This is a genomic window from Streptomyces sp. NPDC053048, assembly GCF_044547045.1.
Taxonomy (GTDB): domain Bacteria; phylum Actinomycetota; class Actinomycetes; order Streptomycetales; family Streptomycetaceae; genus Streptomyces.
Genome location: NZ_JBITZS010000001.1, coordinates 575466 through 598645, shown reverse-complemented (window position 1 = coordinate 598645; position 23180 = coordinate 575466). Strand labels below are relative to the sequence as shown.

Sequence of the window (23180 nt, the reverse complement as noted above, 5' to 3'; positions counted from 1 at the left end):
GATCGGACGTGGTGCGGTCACGACTCCGCGTCGTGGCGGAGCCGGCTCTGGGGCGCCCCTGGGGGCGGCAGGAAGGGCAGTCGCGCGGGCCGGTCGCCGCCGTGGGCAGCGGCGAGCGCCAGCAGGCAGCCGGCCGTTCCGGTGGCGAGGTCCATCGACAGCCGCATCATCTGGTGGCCGGGGTAGGCCGTCCCGCCCCGGTAGGGCATCGCGTACCAGGCCAGGGCGGAGATCTGCGCGTCGATGTGCTCGCGGGTGACGCCCGGTGCCGTGGTGCGGGCGAGGTGCCAGATCATCCCGGCGCGGCCCTGGAAGAGGCCGGGCTGGGCGTAGAAGCGGGACCGGGCGGCGGTGACGATGCGGTCGCGGGCCTCGGTGAGGTCGTCGTCCGCGGCGGCGGGCCGGTGGGCGAGGTAGTCGTCGAGCACCGCGCCGATGCCGACGCTGCCGTCGCCGAGGTAGGGCATGGTGCGCCACCCCTCGTCCACGTCGAGGGAGCCGGTGGGCGTGCGGACGCAGCGGGCGAGGTCGGCGCGCAGGGCGGTGCCGGCGAGCTCCAGGAGGGCAGGTGCGCCGGTGCGTTCGTGGAGCCGGAGGAAGAGCAGGGCGGCGCCGGTGGCACCGCGCATCAGCCCGGCGCGGCGGCCTGTGGGGGCGGCGGAGCCGTCCGCGAGCCGGTCGGCGAGGAGCTGGGCGGCGTGCAGGGAGCTCCGGCGCAGGGAGTCCTCGCCGGTGGCCTCGGCGAGGTGGTCGAGGACCAGGGCCACTCCGGCGAGGCCGCCGTGCAGGCCGGGGCCCAGGCGCTGCCAGTTCTCCGCCAGCAGGGAACCGGTGAGGTCGAGGGCGCGCCCGGTGTGGCCGAGGCGGTGGAGGGTGAGGGCGATGCCCGCGAGGCCGTCGTAGAGGCCGAGCGGGGTGCCGGGCGGCGCGGGGGCGGTGTGGTCGAGGATCCACTGTTCCCCCTGTTCGTAGCGCTCGGCGCCGGCCTCGGCGAGGGCGTGCAGCACTCCGGCGGCGCCGTGCGCGAGCCCCAGTCCCCCGCCGTCGGTGAACTGCGCGATGTCGCCGGGGAAGAGCCGGTCGTCGCGTTCGGGCGTGGCGGAGGCGAGGATGGCGCGGACCATGGAGTCGCGGGCGGCCGGCCAGTCGCCGGGGTCGGGCGGGGCGAGCGGGGCGGCCGGGGAGCGAACGGAGGTGGCCGTCGCGGCACCGGGGGTCGTACCGGCGTCGCGGGTGATCTCCGCGACCGCCTCCGCCAGGAACTCCCCCGGTACGGGGAAGTGTTCGGTGACGACGGCGGCCAGGTGGGCGGCCTTGGCGCGGTCGATGCCCAGGAGCGTGGTGACGGGCAGGAACAGCGCGAGGCGCAGGCAGGCGAGCGCGTAGCGGTCGACGTCGGTGCCGGTGCGGTCGGGCGGGGCGACGAAGCCGGGGTGGGCGACGATCTGCCGGCCGGCCTCGGAGACGGGCGCGGCGGCCTCGAAGTCGATGAGCGTCACGGATTGTTCGTCCGGCCCGACGAGGATGTTGAACATGTGCAGGTCGTTGAAGACCACGCCCCTGGCGTGCACGGCCTCGACCGCCTCCTCGACGGCCCGGTGCAGGCGCAGTGCCCAGGCCGTGTACTCGGCCACCGCGGCGGGGTCGGGGTCGGTGACGAGCAGCGGGTGGCGCTCGGCGAAGAAGGAGTTGAGGGGGCGGCCCTCGACGAAGTCCATGACGAGGAAGCGGTGTTCGCCGATGGTCAGCCAGTCGCGCAGGCCGGGGGCGACGCCGAGCCCGGAGAGCCGTTCCAGGGCGTCCTTCTCCCGTTCCAGGCGGGCGACGGCGTCGGCGCCGTCGGCGGCGAGTCCCGCGTGCGGGCGGCCTTCCTTGAGGACGACGGCGCTGCCGTCGCGGGTGTCGGTGCCGCGGTAGACGCCACCGCCGTTGGAGAAGTGCAGGGCCTTCTCGATGCGGTAGGGGATGTCGCCGAGGGTGGTGGCGTTGCGGGCGGCGAGGTGGGGTCGGAGGAAGGCCGGCAGGGTGACCCACGGGGGCGTCCGGAAGGACGGGGCGCGCAGGTCGGGCACGAGGGTGCCGTCCGGGTCCGCGACGGCGGGCACGAGGGCGCCGGTGGAGTCGGTGCAGTAGCGGCGGGCAAAGGCTCCGTAGCGCACGTGCAGCGGTCCCTCGTGCCAGCGCAGGTCGGTGAGGACGTACGGGCCGGGGGCGCCGCCGAGGACCTCGTGCAGCTCGGTGAGGACCGTGTGCAGCTGCCGCTCGCCGGCCGGGTAGACGGTGACGAACTTTCCGCTGCCGTCGCGCGGCGCGTACTTGCTGTTGCGCAGGTGGAGCAGGTGCGGTGCGGGGACGAACTTGAACGGGATGCCCCTGGGGACGCAGTAGTCCCAGACGGCGGCCGCGGTCTTGTCCGCGTTCCGGGCGGTGGCCGACACATGGACCTTCCAGCCCTGGGCGGGCTGTCCCGGGCGCGGGTTCCCGTCGGCGTCCACGGGGACGAGGCTCAGCCAGTCACCGCTGCGGGCGCTCTTCCAGCCGTCGGGCACCGGGCGCTGCGCGGTCTCGAAGAGGCGGGTCGCCGGGCGGCCGTCCGCCGGGGCGGACAGCCGGTCCGGGATCTCGTAGAAGTGCCTGTCTGCCAGGCAGTACACCTCGTACCGCTTCTCCATCGGCCCCCCTCTGCTGCGGACGGGAAGAGATTTCCACGCGGCGGGGGGCCGGGACAGTCACGCATGTCATGAACATCCCATGAGGAACGCATGCGTAAAGTTGCTTTCGGAACCGTGCGAAAAGTTACGTTCGACAGCGTGCGAAGACGGTGAAGACGGTACGGAAGCCGGTCGTCAGGCGAACGGCGGCCGCGTCCCCGTGGGCAGGTGGACGGTCTTCTGCTCGAAGTACTCGGCGTAGCCCTCGGGGCCGCCCTCGCGCCCCAGGCCGGAGTCCTTGTAGCCGCCGAACGGCCCGAACGTGTCGAGGCTGAAGGTGTTCACCGAGTACGTGCCCGTCCGCACCCGGCGGGCGATGTCGATGCCGTGCTCGACGTCGGCGGTCCAAACGCTGCCGGACAGGCCGTAGTCGGAGTCGTCGGCGATGCGCACGGCCTCCTCCTCGTCGTCGTAGGGCAGCAGGCACACCACCGGGCCGAAGATCTCCTCGCGGGCGACGCGCATGTCGTTGGTGACGTCCCCGAAGAGCGTCGGCTGCACGTACCAGCCGGTGGGCTGCCCGGCGGGCCGACCGCCGCCCGCGAGCACCTTGGCGCCCTCGCGCTGCCCGAGCCCGATGTACTCCAGCGAGCGCTCGCGCTGGCGGCGGGTGACCAGCGGACCCACCTGGGTGGCGGGGTCGAGCGGGTCGCCGACGGTCAGCGCGCTCGCCGCGGCGGCCAGGCGCTCGGCGAGCTCGGCGTAGCGGGAGCGGGGGGCGAGCACGCGGGTCTGGGCCACACAGGCCTGGCCGTTGTTCATCCATGCGCTGGGCACGATGCCGGCGACGGCCGCGTCGAGGTCGGCGTCCGGCAGGACGATCGCGGCGGACTTGCCGCCCAGCTCCAGGGTCACCCGGGTCAGGTGGGCGGCGGCGACCTCCATCACGCGCTTGCCGGCCGCGACGGACCCGGTGAAGGAGATCTTGTCGACGCCGGGGTGGCCGACCAGGTACTCGCTGACCTCCCGGCCGGCGGGAAGGATCGACAGCACGCCCTCCGGCAGCCCCGCCTCGGCGACGACCTCGGCGAGGACGTAGGAGTCCAGCGGGGTCTCCGGCGAGGGCTTGAGCACCACCGAGCAGCCGGCCAGCAGCGCGGGCCCCAGCTTGGCCGCGGCCAGGAACTGCGGGACGTTCCACGGCAGCACCGCCGCCACCACGCCCACCGGCTCCCGGCGCACGATCAGCGGGCCGAGGGCGCCGGCACGCCGCTCCTCGTAGGGGAAGTCGCGGGCGATGGCGATGGCGCCGTCCCACATCATCACCGCGCCGAGGGCCTGGGCGAGGACGCTCCAGGAATAGGGGGAGCCGTTCTGCGCGGAGATCAGCCGGGCCAGTTCCTCGTGGCGGGCCGCGATGCCGTCCTTGATGCGGGTGACGACCGCGATCCGCTCCTCGAGCGGCAGCCCGGCCCACACCCCCGTATCGAAGGACGCGCGGGCGGCGGCCACGGCCCGGTCCACGTCCGCGCGCGAGGCGTGCGGGACGCGGCCGATGACGGCCTCGGTGTGCGGGGAGACGACCTCGATGACGTCGCCGCCGGGCCCGGCGGCCGGGTCTGCCAGCGGGTCCCTGAGGATGCCGCCGATGAAGAGCTGTCCGTGTTCGACGGTTCCGGCCATGGCCTTCGCCTCCTCGTCGGAGGTGGCCCGGGGCGGACCCGGAGCCACCTCGGAGCTGACGCTGCATCAGACGTACTGGCTGTTGGGATAGCAGTTCCGCATGCAGGGGGCAATGACCGGGGCGCGGGGACCACCCCGTGATCCGCCATGGGATTCGCCATGGGATCCGCCATGGGATTCGCCATGAACATGCCCCTCGAACGACCGCTTACGTGGCGGTATCAGCGGCCGGTAAAGGGCCGGATAAAGTTGTCCAGCCCCCCCCCCACCAAAGCGACGTCGGTCGAACCACCGGCACCACCGAGAGGCACCACTTTCATGGCTCCCTCCCTCGCCGTCCACGCGCGCCGCGCCGCCGCGGCCCTGGCCACCGCCGCCGTGCTGGGCACGGCCGGTGCCCCCGCCGCCTTCGCCGACGGCTCGCCGTCCCCGGCCGCCCCGGCGGCCCCGGGGCTGTTCGGAACGGGCGACCCGAAGTTCGACGGTGTCTTCCGGCAGTCGCTGGCCCTGCTCGCCCAGAAGGCGGCCGGGGTCTCCCCCGCCGCCCAGTCCGTCGACTGGCTGGCCGGGCAGCAGTGCGCCGACGGCGGCTTCGCGGCCTTCCGCGCGGAGACGGGCAAGGCGTGCGACGAGAAGGCGGGCGAGTTCACGGACGCCACGGCGGCCGCCGTGCAGGCCCTGGCCGCGGTCGGCGGGCGTGCCGACGCGGTGAAGAAGGGCCTCGGGTGGCTCACCTCCCACCAGAACGAGGACGGCGGCTGGGGCATGAACCCCGGCTCCCCCAGCGACGCCAACTCCACCTCCACCGCGATCGGCGCCCTCGCCGCCGCCGGCCAGGACCCGGCCGAGGCCACGGCCAAGAGCGGCAAGAACCCCTACGACTCGCTGCTGTCCTTCCAGGCGGGCTGCGACAAGAAGGAGGACGAGCGCGGCGGCTTCGCCCCCAACGACCTCGCCTCGGCCGCCGCCGCGCTGGGCACCCTCGGCAAGGGCTATCTGGTCGCCCCGGCCGGCAAGGGCAAGGACAAGCCCGTCAAGCCGCTGGAGTGCGCGGACGACGAGAGCGCCAAGCCGAAGGACGCCCCGGCCGCCGCCGAGGCGGTGGCGGCGCAGCTGTCGAAGAAGATCGAGGCGAACGGGGGCTTCCTGAAGTCGTCCATGACCCCTGCGCAGGGCCCGGACACCGGTACGACCGCCGACGCCGCCCTCGCCCTCGCGGCCGGCGGCCACACGGAGGCGGCCGACAAGGCGATGAGGTGGCTCCAGGGCGACCGCAACGGAACCGCCGAGTGGGCCAAGGGCAACCCCGGCCGCCTCGCCAAGATCGTTCTCACCGTGCACGCCGCGGGCGGCGACCCGCGCTCCTTCGCCGGCACCGACTTCGTCAAGGCGCTGAACGAGACCGGCCCGAAGCCGGAGGCGGCGGCGTCGCCGGAGAAGAAGGACGAGGACGAGAAGAAGAAGGACGGCGGCGACGGGTTCGGCGTCTGGTGGTTCGTCGGCGTCTTCTTCGTCGCGAGCGTCGGCGTCGGCTTCCTGCTCAGCAACCGCAAGAAGAACCAGCTGTGACGGTGGCCGTCGCACGCCGCAGCGCCGGCGCCCTGCTCCTGGCCGGCCTGCTGGCCGTCCTCGCCGCCGCGCCCGCGCACGCCGAGGGCTACCGCTACTGGTCCTTCTGGCAGCACGGCGCCAAGGCCGCCGACTGGGCGTACGCCACCCAGGGGCCGGGCAGCCTGCGGCCCGGCGACGGGGAGGTCATCGGCTTCCGCTTCGCCGTGAGCAAGGACTCCGCCGACGCCGCCAAGCCCAGGGGCGCGGCGGACTTCGCGGCGGTGTGCGACGGTACGCCCGCCGAGGACGGCACCAAGCGCGTCGCCGTCGTGCTCGACTTCGGCACGGCCGCCGACGCGCCGGGCGGCGAGCGTCCGCCCGCGAACCGCAGCGCCTGCGCGCGGGTCGGCAAGGACGCGAGCGCCGGCGAGGCGCTGGCGGCCGTCGCCAAGCCGCTGCGCTACAACGCGGACGCGCTGCTGTGCGGGATCGCGGGCTACCCGAAGTCGGGCTGCGGCGAGAAGGTCGAGGGTGCCGGCGGCAGCACGGCGGACGAGCAGCAGAAGCCGGAGGCCGAGGGCGGGAAGAAGGACGATGCGGGCGGTGACTCCGGCCCGTCGGCCGGGCTGATCGGCGGGATCGCCGTCGTGGCCGTCCTCGCGGGCGCCGCGGTGTGGCAGACCAGGCGGCGTCGGCGCGGATGAGCCGGGGGGACCGGGTGAACCGGGTGAGTGGGCGTGCCTTCGCCCTGCACGCCGGGGCGTGGTGGATATGGGCGCTGGGGCTGGCGACGGCCGCCTCGCGCACGACCAATCCGCTGCTGCTGGCGATGCTGATCGGCGTCGCCGGTTATGTGGTCGCCGCGCGGCGCACCGAGGCGCCGTGGGCGCGCTCGTACGGGGCGTTCCTCAAGCTGGGGCTCGTGATCATCGGCATCCGGCTCGCCTTCGCGGTCGTCCTCGGCTCGCCGATCCCCGGCACGCACACCGTCCTGACCCTGCCGGAGGTGCCGCTGCCGGAGTGGGCGAGGGGGGTGCGCATCGGGGGCCGGGTGACGGCGGAGGGCCTGCTCTTCGCGCTGTACGACGGGCTGAAGCTGGCCACCCTGCTGGTCTGCGTGGGCGCGGCCAACGCGCTGGCGAACCCGGCGCGGCTGCTGAAGTCCCTGCCGGGCGCGCTGTACGAGGCGGGGGTGGCGGTCGTCGTCGCGATGACGTTCGCGCCCAACCTGGTGGCCGACGTCCAGCGGCTGCGGGCGGCGCGCCGCCTGCGCGGCCGCACGGACCGCGGCCTCAAGGCCTTGCTGCAGGTGGGACTGCCGGTGCTCGAGGGCGCGCTGGAGCGTTCGGTGGCCCTGGCCGCGGCCATGGACGCGCGCGGCTACGGCCGCACGGCCGAGGTGCCGGCCGCCGTCCGGCGCACCACCGCCGTCCTGACGCTGGGCGGTCTGCTCGGCGTGTGCGCGGGTACGTACGGACTGCTGGGCGACACGGGCGGGGGCTACGGGCTGCCGCTGCTGGCAGCCGGACTGGTCCTGGCCCTGGCCGGCCTGTGGCTGGGCGGCCGCCGCTCGGTGCGCACCCGCTACCGCCCCGACCGCTGGGGCGCGCGGGCCTGGCTGGTCTCCGCCTCGGGCGCGGCGGTGGCGGCCCTGATGATCCACGCGGGCACATACGCCCCGGAAGCCCTCCACCCCCCGGCGGTCCCACTGACGCCCCCGACCCTGCCGCTCTGGCCTGCGGCGTCCATCCTGATCGGTCTGCTGCCGGCGGTTGTGGCGCCACCCGTTGCGGGCAATCGTTCCGCAGGGCTGGGGGCACCCCCAGCGGTAGCTGGGGGAGGGTGGGCACAACGGAACGACGGCGATCAGCCGAACCCCCAGCCCGCCACCCACAGCAAGGAGACCCCGCAGTGATCCGCTTCGAACACGTCTCGGTCTCCTACGACGGCGCCGAACACCCGGTCGTCGCCGACGTCGACGTCACCGTCCCCGAAGGCGAGTTGTGCCTGCTGGTCGGCCCGTCGGGCGTCGGCAAGTCCACCCTCCTCGGCACCGTCAGCGGCCTCGTCCCCCACTTCACCGGCGGCACCCTGCACGGGCGCGTCACCGTCGACGGCCGCGACACCCGTACCCACAAGCCCCGCGAACTGGCCGACGTCGTCGGGACCGTGGGCCAGGACCCGCTGGCCCACTTCGTCACCGACACCGTCGAGGACGAACTCGCCTACGGCATGGAGTGCCTGGGCGTGCCGCCCGCCACCATGCGCCGCCGCGTCGAGGAAACGCTGGACCTGCTGGGCCTGGCCACGCTCCGGGACCGGCCCATCGCCACGCTCTCCGGCGGCCAGCAGCAGCGCGTCGCCATCGGGTCCGTGCTGACCACCCACCCCAAGGTGCTGGTCCTGGACGAGCCGACGTCCGCCCTGGACCCGGCCGCCGCCGAGGAGGTGCTGGCGGTGCTGCAGCGCCTGGTCCACGACCTGGGCACCACCGTGCTGCTCGCCGAGCACCGGCTGGAGCGGGTGGTGCAGTACGCGGACCAGGTGATCCTGCTGCCGGGCCCCGGCGAGGCACCCGTCACCGGCACGCCCGCCGAGGTCATGGCGCTCTCGCCGGTCCACCCGCCCGTCGTCGCCCTGGGCCGGCTGGCGGGCTGGACGCCGCTGCCGCTGACGGTGCGGGACGCGCGCCGCAAGGCGGCTCCCCTGCGCGAGCGGCTGGCACCGCTGATCCCGCCGCCCGCACGGTCCGCCGGTACGGCTCCCGCAGCCGAGCCCGCCGCCCTGGTGAGCGGGCTGGGCGTCCGGCACGGCCACGTGGTGGCGCTGCACGACGTGGAGCTGTCGGTACGGGCCGGGGAGACGGTGGCGCTGATGGGCCGCAACGGCGCGGGCAAGTCCACGCTGCTGCGCACCCTCGTCGGCATGCACACGCCCGCACGCGGTGCGGTGCGTGTGGGCGGTGCGACGCCGCACCGCACGGGCCCGCGCGAACTGCTGCGGCACGTGGGCCTCGTACCGCAGGAGCCCCGCGACCTGCTCTACGCCGACACCGTCGCCGCGGAGTGCGAGGCCGCCGACCGCGACGCGGACGCCGCGCCCGGCACGTGCCGGGCCCTGGTGTCGGAGCTCCTGCCGGACGTCTCCGACACCACGCACCCCCGCGACCTGTCCGAGGGCCAGCGCCTGGCGCTCGCGCTCGCCGTGGTGCTCACCGCCCGGCCGCCGCTGATCCTTCTGGACGAGCCGACGCGCGGCCTGGACTACGCGGCGAAGACCCGCCTGGTGGAGATCCTGCGCGGCCTGGCGGACGAGGGCCACGCGATCGCCCTGGCCACGCACGACGTGGAGCTGGCGGCGGAGCTGGCGCACCGGGTGCTGATCATCGCGGAGGGCGAGATCGTCGCCGACGGCCCGACGGCCGAGGTGGTGGTCTCCTCCCCGGCCTTCGCCCCCCAGGTGTCAAAGGTCCTGGCGCCCCAGCCATGGCTGACGGTGCCGCAGGTCCGGGACGCCCTGGAGGCAGCCTCATGACCCGGGTTGTGGGCAATCGTTCCGCAGGGCTGGGGGCACCCCCAGCGGTAGCTGGGGGAGGGTGGGCACAACCCGACCACCGGGCCGCACCCGACCGTCAAGCACACGCCATACGCCTGGGCCCCCGTTCCATCACCGCCCTCGTCCTGATCACCGCCATAGGCGCAGCGGCATTCGGCTGGCCCCTCCTCGCCTCCCAGGCATCCGGCCTCGCCCACTCGCAGGACGCCCCCTGGCTGTTCGCGGCGCTGCTGCCGCTGCTGCTGGCCGTCGTCGTGGCGACGATCGCCGACACCGGGCTCGACGCCAAGGCCATCGCCATGCTCGGCGTCCTGGCCGCGGCCGGGGCCGCGTTGCGGCCGCTGGGGGCGGGGACGGCCGGCATCGAGCCGATGTTCTTCCTGATGGTGCTGTCCGGCCGGGTGCTGGGCCCCGGCTTCGGGTTCGTGCTCGGCGCGCTGTCGATGTTCGCGTCGGCGCTGCTGACCGGCGGCGTCGGGCCGTGGATGCCGTTCCAGATGCTGGCCATGGGCTGGGTGTCCATGGGTGCGGGCCTCCTGCCGGGCCCGGACCGGCTGCGGGGGCGGCGCGAGACGGTGATGCTCGCGGCGTACGGGGCCGTGGCCTCCGTCGCGTACGGCACGGTCATGAACCTCCAGGGCTGGCCCTACATCGGCTCCCTCGTCTCCGGCATCGCGTTCGTGCCGGGCGACCCGCTGACCGAGAACCTCGCCCGCTTCGTCGCCTACTGCCTGGCGACGTCCCTGGGCTGGGACCTGCCGCGCGCCGTGGTCACGGTCGTGGCCACGCTCACCCTCGGCCCCACCGTCCTCAAGGCGCTGCGCCGGGCCACCCGGCGCGCCGCCTTCCACGCGCCGGTGGCCTTCGAGTCCGCGCGCGAGGAGGCACGCGAGGACACGCGTAGGGACACGCGTAGGGACACGCGCGAGGAAGCACGCAAGGACACGCGCGAGGACGCGTGATCACAGCCGCTGGATGATCGTTGCTGTCGCCTGCGCCCCGCCCGCGCACATCGTGATCAGCGCGAACTCCCCGTCCCTGCGCTCCAGCTCGTGCAGCGCCGTGGTGATCAGCCGGGCCCCTGTGGCCCCGACCGGGTGGCCCAGCGCGATGGCGCCGCCGTTGACGTTGACCTTCTCCAGGTCCTGCTCGAAGACCTGGGCCCAGGAGAGCACGACCGACGCGAAGGCCTCGTTGATCTCCACGAGGTCGATGTCGCGCAGCGACATGCCCGCCCGGCCCAGCACCGCCCGGGTGGCGTCGACGGGCCCGTCCAGGTGGAAGTGCGGGTCGGCGCCGACGAGCGCCTGGGCGACGATGCGGGCCCGGGGGCGCAGCCGCAGGGCGCGGGCCATGCGTTTGGAGGCCCACATCAGGGCGGCCGCGCCGTCGGATATCTGCGAGGAGTTGCCGGCGGTGTGGACGGCGGTGGGCATGACGGGCTTGAGCCCGGCGAGCGCCTCCATGCTGGTGTCGCGCAGCCCCTCGTCGCGGTCGACCAGGCGCCACATGCCCTGGCCCGCGAACTGTTCCTCCTCGGTCGTGGGCACCTGGACGGCGAAGGTCTCGCGCTTGAAGCGTTCCTCCGCCCAGGCGCGGGCCGCCCGTTGCTGGGAGAGCAGGCCGAGTTCGTCGACGCGCTCGCGGGTCAGGCCGCGCCTGCGGGCGATGCGTTCGGCGGCCTCGAACTGGTTGGGCAGGTCGACGTTCCACTCGTCGGGGAAGGGCTTGCCGGGCCCGTGTTTGGAGCCGCTGCCGAGCGGGACGCGGGACATGGCCTCGACGCCGCAGGCGATGCCGACGTCGATGACGCCGTTCGCGACCATGTTGGCGACGAGGTGGTTGGCCTGCTGGGAGGAGCCGCACTGGCAGTCCACGGTGGTGGCCGCGGTCTCGTAGGGCAGGCCCATGGCGAGCCAGGCGGTACGGGCGGGGTTCATCGACTGCTCGCCGGCGTGGGTGACCGTGCCGCCGACGATCTGCTCGACGCAGTCCGGCTGGATGCCGGTGCGGGCGAGGACCTCCCGGTAGGTCTCCCCCAGCAGGTAGGCCGGGTGGAGGTTGGCGAGCGCGCCGCCGCGCTTGCCGATGGGGGTGCGTACGGCTTCGACGATGACAGGTTCCGCGGGCATGACCAACTCGTCCTCTCCTCGCGTCCGCAGGGCGTCCCGGCGCCCCCGGCCCGGAACCAGGGCGTGCGTCCGCACCCGCCCTCGCCGGCGGCTCGGGCGTGCGGTAGTACACGTTCTAGTTCCGTGGTTCCGTGCGCAGTCTTGCGAGCCTTACCCCCGGTACGCAAGGGTCGCGCACCCCCGCCCCGCGCAACAGATGGCGTCACCGGCCTTGCCGCTTGACGGGCCCGTCACTACCGTCGCCCGACACCCTTCTGACAACCCGTCAGCCATCGGAAACGGAAAAGGAAGTGGTGGCCATGACGTCCTGTCCCGCGCTGCCCGGCGGTTTCGACCCCACCGACCCCGATCTGTACCGGCAGCGCGTCCCGCTCCCGGAGTTCGCCCTGCTCCGGCGGACCGCCCCGGTGGCGTGGAGCCCCCAGCCGCGCGGCATCGCGGGCTTCGACGACGAGGGCTACTGGGCGGTGACCCGGCACGCCGACGTCCGCTGGGTCTCCGCCCGCCCGGAGCTGTTCTCCTCCGCCCTGAACACCGCCGTCATCCGCTTCCACCCCAGCATCCGGCGCGAACAGATCGACGCCCAGAAGCTGATGATGCTCAACATGGACCCGCCGGAGCACACCCGCGTCCGCCAGATCGTCCAGCGCGGCTTCACCCCGCGCGCCATCCGCTCCCTGGAGGCCGCGCTGCGCGAGCGCGCCGCCGCCATCGTGGCCGGCGCGCGGGAGCGCGGCAGCGGCGACTTCGTCACCGACATCGCCTGCGAACTGCCCCTGCAGGCCATCGCCGAGCTCATCGGCATCCCCCAGCGCGACCGCGCGAAGATCTTCGAGTGGTCGAACCGGATGATCTCCTACGACGACCCCGAGCTGGCCGTCAGCGAGGAGATCGGCACCCTCTCCGCGATGGAGCTCATCGGCTACGCGATGGAGCTGGCCGCCGCGCGCGGCGCCCGCCCGGCCGACGACATCGTCAGCCGGCTGGTGGCCGCCGAGGGCGAGGGCAACCTCGGCTCCGACGAGTTCGGGCTCTTCGTACTGATGCTGGCCGTCGCGGGCAACGAGACCACCCGCAACGCCATCAGCCACGGCATGCACGCCTTCCTCACCCACCCCGAGCAGTGGGAGCTCTACCGCGGCGAACGCCCGGCGTCGGCGGCCGAGGAGATCGTCCGCTGGGCGACACCGGTCGTCTCCTTCCAGCGCACGGCGACGTGCGACACCGAGCTGGGCGGCGTACCCGTCGGCAAGGGCCAGCGGGTGGGGCTGTTCTACGCGTCCGCCAACCACGACCCCGAGGTCTTCGACGACCCCGGCGCCTTCGACATCACCCGCGACCCCAATCCCCACCTCGGCTTCGGGGGCGGCGGCCCGCACTTCTGCCTGGGCAAGTCCCTCGCGGTGCTGGAGATCCGGCTGATCTTCGACGCGATCGCGGACGTCCTGCCCGGCATCCGGGCGGTGGGCGAGCCCCGGCGGCTGCGCTCGGCCTGGATCAACGGCATCAAGGAACTGCGGGTGGACTACGGCGCGTAGACCCGGCACGGCGGGTCCGCCCAACTCCCGTTTTCCGCAAGGGGATTGTTCGGAGCTGAACCCTTGTCAGGTGCACGTGGCGGACTTACTCTCGAGTACACCTTCCGGAATGGGACGCGCGTGCGATCGACCACGCCTTGCGCCGCGCCCGTTCACGAACAACCCCACGCACCGCGACAGCGCGGTCAGCGCTGTCCACACTCTTCGAGGGGACAACGCATGAAGGACGATCACGGAAGACAGGTGACCGGACGGGTCAGGTGGCGGAGGTTCGCCGTCCTGGCGGTCCCCGGGTTCGCGGCCACCGGCGCGCTGGCCGTCGCCCTCGCCCAGGGCGCGCTGGCCGCGTCGTTCGCCGTCTCCGGGCAGGAGTTCAAGGTGGCCGCCAAGACCCTCGAGGGCGACGGCTTCGCGCAGTACGGCAGCATCGACCGCAACGTCCGCGGCAAACTGCTGCCCGTCGCGGTCACCGCCGTCAAGAAGGCGAAGATCACCGATCTCTGCCAGTCCGTGGTGACCACCCTGCCCGGACTCGGCGACATCTCGCTGCGGCTCTCCGCGGGCGGGGGCGGCAAGCCCGTCGAGGCGGAGAACCTGTTCCTCGACGCCACCCAGCTCGCCGGCGACGCCAGCTTCAAGAATATCGAGATCGGGCGCGACGCCTCGACCCTCAACAAGGGCCCGACCTCCGCGCAGGGGTTGCAGGACGCCTTCGGACAGCAGGCCGACCGGGTCGAGATGACCAACATGCGACAGGTCGCCTGGGCGACCAACGCCGGTTCGTTCAAGCTCAACGGGCTGAACATGAAGATCGGCCTCGGCAAGTCGGAATGCTTCTGACGTGGCGGGCGGCACAGTACCCGCCCCCTCGCCGTCACCGCGCCGCCACTGGTGGGCGGCGTGGCGGCGGTGGCGGAAGGGGCGGCCCTTCTGGGGCGGCCTGGCCGCCGTCGTCGCCGGCGCGGAGATCTGCGCGCTCCCGCTGGCACCGCTGAAGATCATGCTCGAACAGGGGATCGCGGGCATCCCCTCGGTCCTCATGGGCCTGGTGATGGTGGTGATGGGCCTGAGCGCGTGGTTCGCGCCGCAGTACCGGTCGCTGGCCGGGGTCCTCACGGTCATGGTCGCCACGGCCGCCCTGGTCATGTCCAACCTCGGGGGATTCCTCTTCGGCACCGTCGTCGGCGTCATCGGCGGCGGCCTGATCTTCGCCTGGCAACCGCTGGCACCGGAGGAGGTGTCGGCACCGGAATCCGAGCCCCGTCTCCCACCCAAGGAGCTGTCATGATTCCCCCCACCCCCGGCCGCCGGCGTGCGCTCGGCGCCGCCTTCGCCCTCTCCGCCACCCTCGCCCTGGCCGCCGGCACCACCGGCACCGCGACCGCCGCCACACCGGCCGCGCAAGCCGGTCCGACCACCGTCGAGCCGGCCGGCCACGCGTTCGCGGCCACCCTCAACGGCGAGGTCACCTTCAAGGCCGGTTCCCTCACCGTGACCTGTACGGCCTCCAGTTCCTTACCGGTGGCCGGCAGCGACAACAACCACGTGCCGGCCGCCCCCGGCAACACCAACCCCTCCGGGCCGGTCGTCAGCAAGGCCAACCCGCCCACCTACTCGGGCTGCCACGGCAGCCTGCCCGGCGTGGACATCGTCATCACCACGTCCGGCGCCTGGGACATCTCGATGCAGCACGGCACACCGAGCACGGCCGGCCTCACCGCACCCGCAGGCGGCATGGTGCTCAAGTCCAGCGGCCTGGCCAACTGCACCGTGACGGCCGCGCCCGACGGCCCCGCCTTCATCCCGGCCGCCTTCACCAACGGCGCGCCGTCCCAGATCACGGTCACCGACGTGTCGGTGCCGGTGAAGATCGAGGGCGGCTTCGGCTGCCCGACCACATCCAAGACCGCGGTGTTCAACGCGACGTACGACATCACGGACGTCACGGACCCGTCGTCGCAGATCGTCGTCAGCGGCTAGTCACGGCTGGTCACGGCCGGCTCCCTGACGGCGATCGACCGCGAAACGGTGCGGGCCGGGTGTCAGCTCCCGGTCCGCACCGGTTCGCGCCCGGCGGCGGCCTCCGCGTCGCTGCCCTTGCGGGCGGCCGGGATGGTCGCCAGGGCCACCCGGCCCGGTCCGGTCAGGGCGTACTGGATGGCGAAGCCGGAGGCGACGACCAGCGCGCCGCCGACCGCGTCGAGCACATAGTGGTTGGCGGTGCCGAGGATGACCGAGAACGTCAGCAGCGGGTACAGCATGCCCAGCCATCTCGTCCACCGCTTCGGCGCCACCGCCGCGATCACCACGCCGCACCACAGCGACCACCCGATGTGCAGCGAGGGCATCGCCGCGTACTGGTTGGACAGCTCCGTCAGCGCCCCGAAGTCGGGGTGGGACAGGTCCTGCGGGCCGTTGGCGGTGTCGATGAAGCCGCGGCCCGGCATCAGCCGCGGCGGCGCCAGCGGGTAGAGCCAGAAGCCGGCGAGCGCCACCAGCGTGGCGAAGCCCAGCGCGGTACGGGCCCAGCGGTAGGTCGCCGGGCGGCGCAGGTACAGGTAGCCCAGCAGGGACAGCGGCACCAGGAAGTGGAAGGTGCCGTAGTAGTAGTTCATGCTGTCCTCGAGCCAGCCGATGCCCGCCACGAAGTGGTTGAAGCCGTGCTCGACGTCCATCCACAGGAACTCCTCGATCCGGATGATCTGCCGGCCGTGGGACTCCGCGAGGCCGCGGGAGTCGGGGGCCTGGGCACGGATGTAGGAGTAGGCCCAGTAGCCGACCCGTATCAGCATCAGCTCCAGCAGCAGGTTCGGGCGGTTGAGGGCGCGCTTGAAGAAACCGAGCAGCGGCACCCACGCGAAGCGGCCGCGCTGCGGCTCGGCGACCGGGGTGGGCAGGGGCCGGTCCCACAGCGGCGAGGTGCGCGGGAGGAACGGCACCGCGCAGGCGGCGGCGAGGGCGGCGAGCAGCGGCGCGTGCCGGCCGAGCGGGCCGAGGTTCGGCGGCACCAGGACGTCGCTGGTGAGCGTCATGACGAGCACGACGAGCACCGGCCACACCAGCCGGTCGGCGCGGCGTCTGCCCACCCGCCCGGTGACCGCGAGCAGGATCCACAGCTGCTGGTGCTGCCAGGCGGTGGGGGCGACGGCGACCGCGACGCAGCCCGTGACGGCCGTGGCGAGCAGGACCTGCCCGTCCTCGGCGTAGCGGGCGGCCCGGCGCAGGCCCAGCACGGTCACGGCGATCGCCAGCGCCGCGTACAGGGCGAGCTCGAGCGGACCGTGCAGGCCGATGCGCAGCAGCAGTCCGTGCAGGGACTGGTTGGCGAGGCTGTCGGGCGCCTCACCGAGCCCGGCGCCGGCGACGTGGTGCACCCAGTACGTCCACGAGTCGTCCGGCATGGTCACCCACGCCAGTGCCGTGGCGGCCGCGAAGGTGACGCAGGCCGTGGCCGCCGCGCGGCGGCGGCCGGTGAGCAGGAGCAGCGGGGCGAACAGCAGCACCGGAGGCTGCAGGGCCGCGGCGAGGCCGACGAGCACACCGGTGGCGCGGCCGGACCCCTGGGCCGGGCGCGGCAGGCAGCAGCCGAGGAGGACCAGCAGCACCGGGATGATGCTGGTCTGCCCCAAGGTGAAGGTGTTGCGCACGGGCAGCGAGGCGACGGTCAGGATGACGGCGACGGGCGCGGCCGGCAGCGCGGCGCGTCGCCCGGCCGGGCCGGTGGCGCCGCGGCCGGGCAGGGCGCGGGCGGCGACGAGCGCGACGGCGACGACGAGCAGCAGCGTGCCCAGCGTCCACACGAGGCCCAGGCTCTGTTCGGCGGCGCCCGCCGGCGGTTTGAGGACAAGGCCCGCGAAGGGGCTGCCGGTGAACCTGCCGCTGTCGTAGAGGGAGCCGCCCACGCGCAGGACGCCGTTCTCGCCGGCCCACGTCCCGAGGCCGGTGAACCGGTGCTCCGGGGGCAGCCGCAGCACCGCGGCCGCCTGACGCACGGCCAGCAGCCCGGCGAGCAGCCACAGCGCCCCCAGGACCATGCCGGTCCGCGAGCCCGCCCGCGACGGACCGGCCGGTCCGCCCCGCTCCGCATCCGCCACGCTCCGCCGCTCCTCCACGTCGCCCAGCCCGGTCGGCCCCTCAGGGCTGTTACCTTCCACAGGTGGCCTGAATCCAACGCTCCGGCGCCCATTAGGGTGCGCGGGCTTGCGCCCATGGGGGCTGCGGCGGGCGGTGGCCCGTGCGGCAGGATGGGTCCATGAGCATCGTGAAGATCAATGTCCTGACCGTCCCCGCCGAGCAGCGCGAGGTCCTCGAGCAGCGCTTCGCGTCGCGTGCCGGGTCGGTCGAGAACTCCGACGGCTTCGAGTGGTTCGAACTGCTGCGCCCGGTCGAGGGGACCGACCAGTACCTCGTCTACACCCGCTGGCGCAGCGAGGAGGACTTCCAGGCATGGATGGAGGGCCCGATGAAGGCCGCCCACCAGGGCGGTGGCGAGGGCGCGCCCAAGCAGCGTCCCGCCGCCTCCGGTTCGACGCTGTGGTCCTTCGAGGTCGTCCAGCAGGCCGCGCCGAAAACCAGCTGACCGGGTCGTACGCCCCGTGCGACGATCCGCGGCATGACGACCGCCGCCGTGTCCTGGACCGTCGCCCCGCAGCCGGTCGGCTCCCCGGAGTCGGCCGCGCTGCTGCGCGCGTACCTCGTCGAGCTCGCCGACCGCTGGTACCGGCTGCACCACGGCCGCGGCGTCACCCCCGAGGAGATCGAGCGGCACCTGGGCGAGATGGCCGGCGAGGACGCCGCGCTCGCCCGGCCCGGCGGCGTGCTGCTGGTCGCCCGGTACGGCGGTGAGGACGACCCGGCCGGGTGCGTGGGGCTGCGCCGCCTGGACGCGCGAACGGCCGAGGTGACGCGGATGTTCGTACGGGCCGGCAGGCGCGGGCTGGGCGGGGCGCCCGCCCTGCTGGCGGCGGCCGAGCGGACGGCGCGGGACTGGGGCGTGGGGCGGCTGGTGCTGAACACGCGCCGGGACCTGGCCGAGGCACGGGCGTTGTACGCCCGGCACGGCTTCGCGGAGTCCGCGCCCTACAAGGCGCCGGAGGAGGACCCGTTCGCCGAGGTGTGGCTGGCCAAGGAGCTGGGGCGGGCGGGGTGACGGCCGGACGGCTGGGGGCTCGGCGGCCCGATGGTCGTCAGAGCCAGTGGTCGTCAGAGCCAGTGGTCGTCAGAGCCGGTGGTCGTCAGAGCCGGTGGTCGGGCCGCATGTCGCCGTTGTGCGGCTGCTCGGCGTCGGAGCCGCACAGCTCGTGGTTGAGTTCGCGGACGAGCTCCCTGAGGTCGTGGGGCCGGTCCTTGGCCGTCCACCAGTCGCCCAGCAGCTCCGCCAGCATCTCCTCGCGCACCTGGAACAACAGGCGCGCCTGCTGCGCGCCCTTCTCGGTGAGGACGAGCCGCAGTCCCTCGCGTACCGCCAGCCCCTCCGTCTCCAGCTGTCGCGCCGCCTCCGTTATCACCCGCAGCGGCACGTCGATCCGCTCGGCGAGCAGGGACGGCTCGGCGTGGCCGTCGCGCTGGATGCGCAGGATCATCCAGCTCGCGGCGGGGTGGAGGTGCAGCCCGGCCCGTTCGGTGATCTTCACATAGACCTTGCGGCGCCCCTCGCGGCTGCCGAGGACGGACAGCGCGCGGGCGGCCTCCTCGCGCGAGGAGCGCTCGACGGGGTTGCTGGAGAGGACCTCGCTGGTGTCGGGGGCGGTCACGCTGCCGCGCAGCGGCTGCTCCTTGAGCAGCCAGGCGAGGGCGAAGGCGAGCAGCACCGGCGGCACGGCGTAGAGGAAGACGTCGGTGATGGAGACGGAGTACGCGGCCAGTACGTCGGCGCGCTCGGCCGGCGGCAGCCGGTGCACGGCCCGTGGGTCGGCCTGCAGGGCGGCGGGGGTGACGCCCGGCGGCAGGGTGGCGCCGGCGAGGGCGTCGGTGATGCGGGGGCCGAGCTTGTTGGCGAAGATCGTGCCGAAGACGGAGACGCCGAACGAGGCGCCGATGGACCGGAAGAAGGTGGCGCCCGAGGTGGCGACGCCCAGGTTCTCGTAGCCGACGGAGTTCTGCACGATCAGCACCAGCACCTGCATGACCAGGCCGAGCCCGAAGCCGAAGACGAAGAAGTACGCGCTGGTCTCGGCGGCGCCGGTGGCGGGGGCGAGCTGGTGGAGCAGGAGCAGGCCGATGGCGATCACCAGGGTGCCGGTGACGGGGAAGACCTTGTAGCGGCCGGTGCGGCTGACGATCTGGCCCGAGCCGGTCGAGGCGATCAGCATGCCGGCGACCATCGGCAGCATGTGCACGCCGGACATGGTGGGCGAAACGCCCTGGACGACCTGGAGGAAGGTCGGCAGGTAGGTCATGGACCCGAACATCGCGAAGCCGACGACGAAGCCGATGACCGAGCAGAGCGCGAAGGTGTGGATCCGGAAGAGCCCCAGCGGCAGCACGGGCTCGGCCGCGCGCCGCTCGACGAGGACGAACGGCACCAGCAGCGCCGCCCCGAGCACGCCCAGGCCGATGATCTGCCACGACGACCACGGGTAGGTGGTACCGCCGAGCGAGGTCATCAGCACCAGGCAGGCGGCGACGGCGGCGATCAGGAAGGTGCCGAGGTAGTCGATGCGGTGCTGGGTGCGGCGGGCGGGGATGTGCAGCACGGCGGCGATGACGGCGAGCGCGACGATGCCGATGGGCAGGTTGATGTAGAACACCCAGCGCCAGCTGAGGTGGTCCACGAACAGCCCGCCGAGCAGCGGACCCAGGACGCTCGCGCCGCCGAAGACCGCGCCGAACAGGCCCTGGTAGCGGCCCCGGTCGCGGGGCGGCACGATGTCGCCGACGATCGCCATCGAGAGCACCATCAGCCCGCCGCCGCCCAGGCCCTGCAGGGCACGGAAGCCGATCAGCTCGGGCATGTCCTGGGCCAGCCCGCAGAGCGCGGAGCCCAGCAGGAAGATCACGATCGCGGTCTGGAAGAGCTTCTTGCGCCCGTACTGGTCGCCGAGCTTGCCCCACAGCGGGGTGGCGGCGGTGGCGGCGAGCATATAGGCGGTGACCACCCAGGACAGGTGCTCGAGGCCGCCGAGGTCGCTGACGATCGTCGGCAGGGCGGTGGAGACGATGGTCTGGTCCAGTGCGGCCAGCAGCATGCCGAGCAGCAGCGCGCCGATCGCCACGCGCACACCCCGTCCGGTCTGCCCCTCGCCGGGCACGGGCGCGGGGGCCGCGGCCACGGCGGGGCCGGGCTCGGGGCCCGGGGTGTCCTGGGCCATGGGCGCTCCTCAGGGCGGGGGTGTCGGTTCCGCTTGTTCCATGGTGGGCCGGGCGGCCCGTCACGGCCCGTCGGGGTACGCCGACCAGGGCCGTTGGCGTTCTCCCCGATCCGTTTTGTATCTTTGAGAAACAAAGTGGCTCCGCCCGCACTCCCTGACCGGCGGGTGGAGCCGCTTGTCTTTTTCCGCGGGCCTCCGCGCCCTGGAGCTCTGGAGTCACCCATGACGACGACCACTCTCACGGCCCGTGCCCTGCTCCTGGACATGGACGGGACGATCGTCAACTCCGACGCGGTCGTCGAGCGCTGCTGGCGCCGCTGGGCCGAGGAACACGGCCTGGACGCCGACGAGGCCCTGAAGGTGGTCCACGGCCGCCAGGGCTACGCCACGATGGCCGTCCTCCTCCCGGACCGCCCCATGGAGCTCAACCACGAGGACAACCGGCGCATGCTCGAGGCCGAGACGGCCGACGTCGACGGCGTCGTCCCGGTCCCCGGCGCCCCCGCCTTCATGGCCGCCCTCGCCGCCCTCCCCCACGCCCTGGTCACCTCGGCCGACCGCGCCCTGTCCGAGGCCCGCATGGGCGCGGCGGGACTGCCGATGCCGGCGGTGCGCGTGACGGCGGAGTCCGTGGGCGCCAGCAAGCCGGACCCGGAGGGCTTCCTCAAGGGGGCGGCCGAGCTGGGCTTCACGCCGGAGCAGTGCGTGGTCTTCGAGGACTCCGAGGCCGGCATCACGGCGGGCAAGGCGGCGGGCATGCGCGTGGTGGGCGTGGGCCCGCGCGCGGCGGCGCACGGGCCGGACGTGGCGGTGGCGGACCTGACGCGAGTACGGGTGGAGGCGGCGCCGGACGGCGGGATCGTCCTGACGATCACGAAGGACTGACGGGCGGGGAGGGCGTGACGGGCGCGCCGCAGTAGGTCTGCTCCAGCGGCGCCGGCTGCGAGCGGCCGGCGCCCGCAGCCGGTGGCACGGTTCAGCGCTTGCCTGTGGCCGGCTTCTTCCGGTCGGCCTTCTTCTGCTGCTCGTCGAGCTTGCGGGCCTCGTACTGGCCCGTCTCGAGGAAGCGGCGGACGTCGTCGGGCGTGCCCTTGAGCGCCTTGTCGCCGGCCGCCTTCACGGCAGGGCCGCCCTCGTGCATGATCTTGAGGGTGGCGACCCGGTCGTCCTCCTCACGAGCCCGGTACTGCCCGACCTCGAGGAAGTGACGCACGTCGGCAGGGGTGCCCTTGAGCGCACGGTCTCCCGCCTCGCGCACCGACCGCCCGGCGTTGGCCATGATCTTGAGGGTGGCGACCCGGTCGTCCTCCTCACGGGCCCGGTACTGCCCGGCCTCGAGGAACTGACGCATGTCCTCGAGGGTGCCGTCGAGCGCCTTGCTCCCCGCCGCCTTGACCGCCGGGCCGGCGTCCGGCTTGCCCATGATCCTGAGAATGGCGACCCGAAGCTCCTCCTCCGACATGTCGGAGGCCCCGGTGGTCGCGGCGGTGGCAGCAGCGACGGGAGCCTTCGCGGCGGCGTCGGCGGCGAACGCCGGAGAGGAGAACAGGACGGCCGGCACGATGGCGGCGGCCGCGACGACAGACGCGGCGCGGGTCGACTTCACGTGGTACACCTACTTTTCCTGAGCAAGATCATCGATAGTCTTCGCAGGCTATGCCGACCTTTGCCGCCCACTGACCTGGAACAGCCGCTTTTTTGCGTCATATTGATGCCAAGTCCGGCCATCGGCAGCAGCCTCACCTGCCCCCGGCGGGCCCTGTCCCGGGCTTACACTCACTCCCCATGCCGCCCGCCAAGACGTCGTACGTCTGCCTGCCCTGCCGGGCCGCGTACAAGCAGCCCCGCCCCGACCGTCACGACCGGGCGGACCGCCGATGCCCGCGCTGCGCGCGTCCGCTCCTCCACGTGGGCGCCGCGTTCGCGCCACCACCCCGCCGGGACAAGGCCGCCTGGCGCACGCTCTCACTACTGCTGAACGCAGGCATCCGCTTCCACATGGGCTGCAGCGACGGCCCCGGCTACCGCCCCCGCACCCTGGGCGAGGTGCGCGAGCGGCTGACGTACGCCAGACGGCACGGGGTGCCGGCGGAGCGGGCACTGGTGCTGCGGGAGGTGCCGTAGCGGCGGGAACCGTTCGGGCTTCAGCCGTTGGCCCTACTTGGGAGGCTGAACGTCGAAGAACTGGGACATGCAGTCCACGGATCCACCGCTGAGGCCGCTGCTCGAGGTCGCGAAAGTGAGCACCCGGGCAAGGCCGGAGGCATTCGGTGCGAACCGCATGCGCAGCTCGACCGTGAAGGAATCCCCCGCCTTCACCTGACCCCAGTCGATCCTGAAGACCTTGCCGTTGCCGAATGCCTTGCGCCAAGAGCCGTCCTGGGCCCGGTATTCGAGCTCGGCACTCTTCGCCGGAGCGAGGGGGCCACTGATGTCGAAGGCCAAGTTGAAGCCTTCGACCGTTTCACCTTGACGGTTGTCAACGGCCATCTTCAGGCCAGTCCAGCTCCCTGCGGCGACGCGCGCGTCAGGCGCCGGGGCCGTGAGGGTGAGCTGGGGACCACGCCAGCCGGACCTGGGGCTTCCCGGATAGACCGCCTCGTCCGCCTGCCCGGCGCCGGCCGACTGCGCGGCGGGCGATGCCGTGGCCTTCTCGGCTGCGACAGCCGGCGCGGAAAGGAAAACGGCCGGCGCGATCGCGGCCACGGCGACGGCTGCCGCGATCCGATGGAACTTCATGTGAGTTGGCCCCCTGGTGAC

Annotated in this window: 20 protein-coding genes; 13 read left to right on the top strand and 7 right to left on the bottom strand. The window is 73.4% G+C overall.

The features are described from left to right. Nucleotides 1–17 precede the first annotated feature (17 nt). Together lanKC and ACIG36_RS02995 are read right to left on the bottom strand one after the other, a co-directional pair. The gene (gene lanKC, locus ACIG36_RS03000) at nt 18–2672 is read right to left on the bottom strand and encodes a class III lanthionine synthetase LanKC (RefSeq protein ID WP_399920884.1); all 2655 of its coding nucleotides are present in this window, start codon (nt 2670–2672) and stop codon (nt 18–20) included. Between the two features lie 174 nt (nt 2673–2846). Beyond that, the gene (locus ACIG36_RS02995) at nt 2847–4334 is read right to left on the bottom strand and encodes an aldehyde dehydrogenase (protein WP_399920881.1); all 1488 of its coding nucleotides are present in this window, start codon (nt 4332–4334) and stop codon (nt 2847–2849) included. A gap of 318 nt (nt 4335–4652) precedes the next feature. Between ACIG36_RS02995 and ACIG36_RS02990 the strand changes: the two genes are divergently transcribed. From ACIG36_RS02990 to ACIG36_RS02970, 5 genes are read left to right on the top strand one after another with little or no spacing between them, the layout of a single operon-like run. Further along, a complete protein-coding gene (locus ACIG36_RS02990; RefSeq protein ID WP_399920879.1) occupies nt 4653–5903 on the top strand; it encodes a prenyltransferase/squalene oxidase repeat-containing protein in 1251 nt (416 codons plus the stop codon). Beyond that, nucleotides 5900–6589 (top strand): SCO2322 family protein, encoded by a 690-nt coding sequence (locus tag ACIG36_RS02985; RefSeq protein WP_399920877.1) that lies wholly within the window; start codon nt 5900–5902, stop codon nt 6587–6589. The genes ACIG36_RS02990 and ACIG36_RS02985 overlap by 4 nt, the downstream gene beginning before the upstream one ends. Continuing rightward, complete coding sequence (locus tag ACIG36_RS02980) at nt 6586–7800, top strand: energy-coupling factor transporter transmembrane component T (protein ID WP_399922159.1); 1215 nt, start codon at nt 6586–6588, stop codon at nt 7798–7800. The genes ACIG36_RS02985 and ACIG36_RS02980 overlap by 4 nt, the downstream gene beginning before the upstream one ends. Then, nucleotides 7797–9419 carry an ABC transporter ATP-binding protein gene (locus ACIG36_RS02975; protein ID WP_399920874.1) on the top strand — a complete coding sequence of 541 codons (1623 nt, stop codon included), beginning with the start codon at nt 7797–7799 and terminating at the stop codon, nt 9417–9419. The genes ACIG36_RS02980 and ACIG36_RS02975 overlap by 4 nt, the downstream gene beginning before the upstream one ends. Next, the gene (locus tag ACIG36_RS02970) at nt 9416–10402 is read left to right on the top strand and encodes an ECF transporter S component (RefSeq protein ID WP_399920871.1); all 987 of its coding nucleotides are present in this window, start codon (nt 9416–9418) and stop codon (nt 10400–10402) included. The genes ACIG36_RS02975 and ACIG36_RS02970 overlap by 4 nt, the downstream gene beginning before the upstream one ends. Here the strand turns inward: ACIG36_RS02970 and ACIG36_RS02965 are convergent, their stop codons facing one another. Further along, entirely contained in the window at nt 10403–11572 is a 1170-nt protein-coding gene (locus ACIG36_RS02965; protein WP_399920868.1) for a steroid 3-ketoacyl-CoA thiolase, read from the bottom strand. It abuts the gene before it with no gap. A gap of 299 nt (nt 11573–11871) precedes the next feature. Between ACIG36_RS02965 and ACIG36_RS02960 the strand changes: the two genes are divergently transcribed. The 4 genes from ACIG36_RS02960 to ACIG36_RS02945 all read left to right on the top strand — a co-directional run bounded on the left by ACIG36_RS02960 (nt 11872) and on the right by ACIG36_RS02945 (nt 15090). Then, nucleotides 11872–13110 carry a cytochrome P450 gene (locus tag ACIG36_RS02960; protein ID WP_399920864.1) on the top strand — a complete coding sequence of 413 codons (1239 nt, stop codon included), beginning with the start codon at nt 11872–11874 and terminating at the stop codon, nt 13108–13110. Between the two features lie 219 nt (nt 13111–13329). Further along, the gene (locus tag ACIG36_RS02955) at nt 13330–13950 is read left to right on the top strand and encodes a DUF6230 family protein (protein WP_399920860.1); all 621 of its coding nucleotides are present in this window, start codon (nt 13330–13332) and stop codon (nt 13948–13950) included. 1 nt (nt 13951) lies between these two features. After that, the gene (locus ACIG36_RS02950; protein ID WP_399920857.1) at nt 13952–14398 is read left to right on the top strand and encodes a DUF6114 domain-containing protein; all 447 of its coding nucleotides are present in this window, start codon (nt 13952–13954) and stop codon (nt 14396–14398) included. Next, complete coding sequence (locus tag ACIG36_RS02945) at nt 14395–15090, top strand: hypothetical protein (protein WP_399920854.1); 696 nt, start codon at nt 14395–14397, stop codon at nt 15088–15090. The genes ACIG36_RS02950 and ACIG36_RS02945 overlap by 4 nt, the downstream gene beginning before the upstream one ends. A 62-nt stretch (nt 15091–15152) precedes the next feature. Here the strand turns inward: ACIG36_RS02945 and ACIG36_RS02940 are convergent, their stop codons facing one another. Beyond that, nucleotides 15153–17204, bottom strand: a complete 2052-nt coding sequence (locus ACIG36_RS02940; protein ID WP_399920852.1) for a bifunctional glycosyltransferase 87/phosphatase PAP2 family protein — start codon at nt 17202–17204, stop codon at nt 15153–15155. Nucleotides 17205–17362: 158 nt separating this feature from the next. Between ACIG36_RS02940 and ACIG36_RS02935 the strand changes: the two genes are divergently transcribed. Beyond that, a complete protein-coding gene (locus ACIG36_RS02935; RefSeq protein ID WP_399920849.1) occupies nt 17363–17689 on the top strand; it encodes an antibiotic biosynthesis monooxygenase family protein in 327 nt (108 codons plus the stop codon). A gap of 33 nt (nt 17690–17722) precedes the next feature. Next, nucleotides 17723–18259, top strand: a complete 537-nt coding sequence (locus tag ACIG36_RS02930; protein WP_399920846.1) for a GNAT family N-acetyltransferase — start codon at nt 17723–17725, stop codon at nt 18257–18259. Between the two features lie 85 nt (nt 18260–18344). Here ACIG36_RS02930 and ACIG36_RS02925 read toward each other — a convergent pair whose 3' ends face one another. Then, a complete protein-coding gene (locus ACIG36_RS02925; RefSeq protein ID WP_399920843.1) occupies nt 18345–20420 on the bottom strand; it encodes a DHA2 family efflux MFS transporter permease subunit in 2076 nt (691 codons plus the stop codon). Between the two features lie 222 nt (nt 20421–20642). On the opposite strand from ACIG36_RS02925, the gene ACIG36_RS02920 reads away from it, so the two are divergent. Then, on the top strand, nt 20643–21305 hold the full coding sequence (locus tag ACIG36_RS02920) for an HAD-IA family hydrolase (protein WP_399920840.1): 663 nt from the start codon (nt 20643–20645) through the stop codon (nt 21303–21305). 91 nt (nt 21306–21396) lie between these two features. On the opposite strand, the gene ACIG36_RS02915 is transcribed toward ACIG36_RS02920, so the two are convergent. Next, complete coding sequence (locus ACIG36_RS02915; RefSeq protein WP_399920837.1) at nt 21397–22026, bottom strand: ALF repeat-containing protein; 630 nt, start codon at nt 22024–22026, stop codon at nt 21397–21399. A gap of 179 nt (nt 22027–22205) precedes the next feature. Here ACIG36_RS02915 and ACIG36_RS02910 point away from each other — a divergent pair, with 179 nt between their 5' ends. Continuing rightward, nucleotides 22206–22544 (top strand): deoxyxylulose-5-phosphate synthase, encoded by a 339-nt coding sequence (locus tag ACIG36_RS02910; RefSeq protein WP_399920834.1) that lies wholly within the window; start codon nt 22206–22208, stop codon nt 22542–22544. Between the two features lie 33 nt (nt 22545–22577). On the opposite strand, the gene ACIG36_RS02905 is transcribed toward ACIG36_RS02910, so the two are convergent. After that, complete coding sequence (locus ACIG36_RS02905; RefSeq protein WP_399920832.1) at nt 22578–23159, bottom strand: hypothetical protein; 582 nt, start codon at nt 23157–23159, stop codon at nt 22578–22580. Between the last annotated feature and the right edge of the window lie 21 nt (nt 23160–23180).